The following is a 2,687-nucleotide window of genomic DNA, read 5'->3' as shown; positions in this document are numbered from 1 at the left end:
GGCCCGGCGAACTCCCCACCCTGGAACGGCTCGGCCGCGCCAACCTCGACGCCATCGAGACCGCGGTCGACCGTTACGCCATCGACTGCGCCTTCGAGCGCACCGGCGAGATCGACCTCGCCACCGCGCCCCACCAGATCCCCGAACTCCGTGAAGCGGCCGACCAGTCGGCCGAGTTGGGCGGTGACACGGTCTTCCTCGACCGCGACCAGGTCCGCGCCGAGATCGACTCGCCCACCTTCCTGGCCGGAGCCTGGGACCGCACCGGCGTGGCCATGCTCAACCCCGCCCGCCTCGCCTGGGGCCTCAAGCACGCCTGCCTCGACCTCGGCGTACGCATCCACGAGCACACCCGCGCCGAGCGGCTCGCCCCGCACGGCGCCGGAACGGAGGTCCGCACCCCGTACGGCCGCGTGCGCGCCCGGCAGGTCGCGCTCGGCACCAACGCCTTCCCCTCCCTCGTGCGGCGGGTCCGCCCGTACATCGTGCCGGTCTACGACTACGTCCTGATGACCGAGCCGCTCAGCGCCCGGCAACTGGCCGCCGTCGGCTGGCGGAACCGCCAGGGCCTCAGCGACAGCGCCAACCACTTCCACTACTTCCGTCTCACCGCCGACCACCGCATCCTGTGGGGCGGCTACGACGCCGTCTACCACTACGGCGGCCGCGTCGCCGAGGACCACAACCAGCGCCCCGAGACCTACCTCAAGCTCGCCACCCACTTCTTCCACTGCTTCCCGCAGCTGGAAGGTGTGCGCTTCACCCACACCTGGGGCGGCGCCATCGACACCTGCGCCCGCTTCTCGCCCTTCTTCGGCACCGCCCACCGCGGCCGGACCGCCTACGCGGTCGGCTACACCGGCCTCGGTGTGGGCGCCAGCCGCTTCGGCGCGGACGTGATGCTCGACCTGCTGGACGGCGAGCCGACCGAGCGCACGGCGCCCGAGATGGTGCGCACGAAACCCCTCCCGTTCCCGCCCGAACCCGTCCGCTGGGCGGGCATCGGCCTCACCCAGTGGTCTCTGACCCGCGCGGACGCGACAGACGGCCGCCGCAACCTCTGGCTACGCACCCTGGACCGAATAGGCCTCGGCTTCGACTCGTAGACCCGCGTCGACCGCGGGGGCATCGGCCGTGGGGGAGCCGGCCGGGCGCCACGACCGCGGCGGGTCAGGGGACTCGGCCCGCCGCAGGCGCAACCCCGGCGACACGAAAGGTTCCAACCCGCCGCCGAAACCCGCGTAATGATCCCCCGCCGGCCCCCTCTCCTCCTGTGACACGCAACAAACAGGCGCGTACGGACGGAGGCTGTCATGAGCGGCGGCGGCGCGGGGGCTCAGCAGACCGCGGTCGAGTGGCTGGTTTCGGTGGCACCGGACCCCGAGGCCTGCCGCGGCGAGTGGGAGCGCAACCCCCTCGGGGTCGCGCTCCTGCCCGCCGGAGTGGCGTGGGACGTACTGATCCTGCCGGGCGAGCTCGGCTATCCCACGCTCGACGTCCTCAGCCGGGGCCGCGGCCGCCCCGGCCCGGTCCTCGCCGACTTCGGCGACGCCCGGATGGGCTTCTTCGTCCCGCCCGGCACCGCCTCCCGCTGGCTCGCCACGGGCGTACGCGGTGCCGGCCGCGGCACCTGGATCGTCGTCCCCTACCCGGGGCGCAGCACCGGCGGGGTCCGCTGGCTGGTCCTGCCGGACGGTAGTGGCGGCCTCACCGATCCGGCGAGTCTGGAGCTGGCGATGCACGAGGCGGCCGCGGCCCTGGCCCGCGACGGGAGATGACGGGCCCGGCCACCCACAGCAGCCCCCCGAACAGCGCCCAACTCCCCACCACGTCAAGGGGCCAGTGGTACCCCCGGAGCACCAGCCCCGCCCCCACGCCGAGATTGACCAGCACGGCGGCGGCCGCGACCAGACGCCGGGCGAGGGTCCGGCGCGAGGTGGGGGCCGATGGGTCGTCGACCGCGTCGGCCGGCACGCGCAACGTGCCGTCGCCCTTCGGCTCCAGAGGCGGATGGGGCATGGTCCGGCGCGGGGTGGGTGCGAGCAGCAGCGCCGCGGCGCCGTAGGCGACCACGGCCGTGGCCGCGTGCCCCGACGGGAACCAGCCGTACCCCTCGGCGGGGCCGAACGGCCCCGGCCGGCCGAGCCAGACCTTCAGCGGCCCCACGAGCGCGGGAACCGTCGCCATCGCGAGCGCGGCGGTGAGCGGCGGCAGCCACCAGCGCCGTGCCCGCGCGCGGGCGCCCCGCCACGCCGTCCAGCTGGCGGCCACCGCCAGCACGGGCAGCGCGACCTCCAAGTTCCCCAGATCCGCGCCGAGTTCGGCGGCGGGGGAGGGGGCGTACGGGCGCAGGGCGTGCCCGATCCGCACATCGAGCGCCGACAGCGGGCCCCCGGCCGCCACCTGCCAGGTGAGCAGCGCGAAGAGCAGGACGCAGAGCGCGGGCGGGACCAGTGATCTCAGCGGGACCGGTGACTTCGGCGGCGACTTCGGCGGAACCGGCGGCTTGAGCGGGACCGGTGACTTCAGCCGCACCAGCGACCTCAGGCGGTGAAACGCCGACCGCCCCGGAACAGGGGGGAGAGTTCCGGGGCGGTCCTTGCGATCGGCGCTCCGCGAGCCCCGGGGGGTGTGGGGCGGGCGGCCAGCCGACCGGTGAGGAGTTCCGGAGCCGGAGGCTCCGGGGG

Annotated in this window: 3 protein-coding genes; 2 read left to right on the top strand and 1 reads right to left on the bottom strand. The window is 74.9% G+C overall.

All coding sequences use genetic code 11. The annotated features are described in order from the left end of the window. Both AOK16_RS14525 and AOK16_RS14520 read left to right on the top strand, forming a co-directional pair. Positions 1 to 1,106, top strand: a 1,106-nt coding sequence (locus tag AOK16_RS14525) for an NAD(P)/FAD-dependent oxidoreductase (protein WP_055472679.1), incomplete at its 5' end; no start/stop codon positions are given. Between the two features lie 207 nt (positions 1,107 to 1,313). Continuing rightward, entirely contained in the window at positions 1,314 to 1,778 is a 465-nt protein-coding gene (locus AOK16_RS14520; RefSeq protein ID WP_055472678.1) for a hypothetical protein, read from the top strand. Here the strand turns inward: AOK16_RS14520 and AOK16_RS14515 are convergent. Then, positions 1,708 to 2,535: a phosphatase PAP2 family protein gene (locus AOK16_RS14515; protein WP_240483566.1), complete on the bottom strand. Its 828-nt coding sequence runs from the start codon at positions 2,533 to 2,535 to the stop codon at positions 1,708 to 1,710. The genes AOK16_RS14520 and AOK16_RS14515 overlap by 71 nt on opposite strands. Between the last annotated feature and the right edge of the window lie 152 nt (positions 2,536 to 2,687).

The sequence above is a fragment of the Streptomyces pathocidini genome (assembly GCF_001418495.1).
GTDB classification, from domain to species: Bacteria; Actinomycetota; Actinomycetes; order Streptomycetales; family Streptomycetaceae; genus Streptomyces; species Streptomyces pathocidini.
Note: the sequence above shows the minus strand (reverse complement) of the source record. Positions and strands in the feature narration are given on the sequence as shown.

Coding starts and splice junctions, on each gene's coding strand:
- AOK16_RS14520 (WP_055472678.1), top strand. CDS start 1,314: ATGAGCGGCGGCGGCGCGGGGGCTCAGCAGACCGCGGTCGAGTGGCTG.